This window comes from Staphylococcus sp. EG-SA-2 (genome assembly GCF_017152085.1).
In genome coordinates, this window is the sequence record NZ_JACYHC010001102.1 from 1 (window position 1) to 713 (window position 713).

Consider the following 713-nt stretch of genomic DNA (forward strand, 5'->3'; position numbering starts at 1 on the left):
GGTGGCGAGAAAATACCGCAAGGTCATAAAGATATCTTTGATCCAAACTTACCAACAGATCAAACGGAAAAAGTACCAGGTAAACCAGGAATCAAGAATCCAGACACAGGAAAAGTGATCGAAGAGCCAGTGGATGATGTGATTAAACACGGACCAAAAACAGGCACACCAGAAACAAAAACAGTAGAGATACCGTTTGAAACAAAACGTGAATTTAATCCGAAGTTACAACCTGGTGAAGAGCGAGTGAAACAAGAGGGACAACCAGGAAGTAAGACAATCACAACACCAATCACAGTGAACCCATTAACAGGTGAAAAAGTTGGTGAGGGTCAACCAACAGAAGAGATCACAAAACAACCAGTAGATAAGATTGTAGAGTTCGGTGGCGAGAAAATAACGCAAGGTCATAAAGATATCTTCGATCCAAACTTACCAACAGATCAAACGGAAAAAGTACCAGGTAAACCAGGAATTAAGAATCCAGACACAGGAAAAGTGATCGAAGAGCCAGTGGATGATGTGATTAAACACGGACCAAAAACGGGTACACCAGAAACAAAAACAGTAGAGATACCGTTTGAAACAAAACGTGAATTTAATCCGAAGTTACAACCTGGTGAAGAGCGAGTGAAACAAGAAGGACAACCAGGAAGTAAGACAATCACAACACCAATCACAGTGAACCCATTAACGGGTGAAAAAGTTGGCGA

The 713-nt window shown here is 41.2% G+C and carries 1 protein-coding gene; it reads left to right on the plus strand.

Features of this window, described 5'->3' with window-relative positions; translation table 11 throughout:
• The coding region (locus tag IDG60_RS18385; protein WP_206161040.1) for an E domain-containing protein at positions 1 to 713 on the plus strand (713 nt) is incomplete at both ends.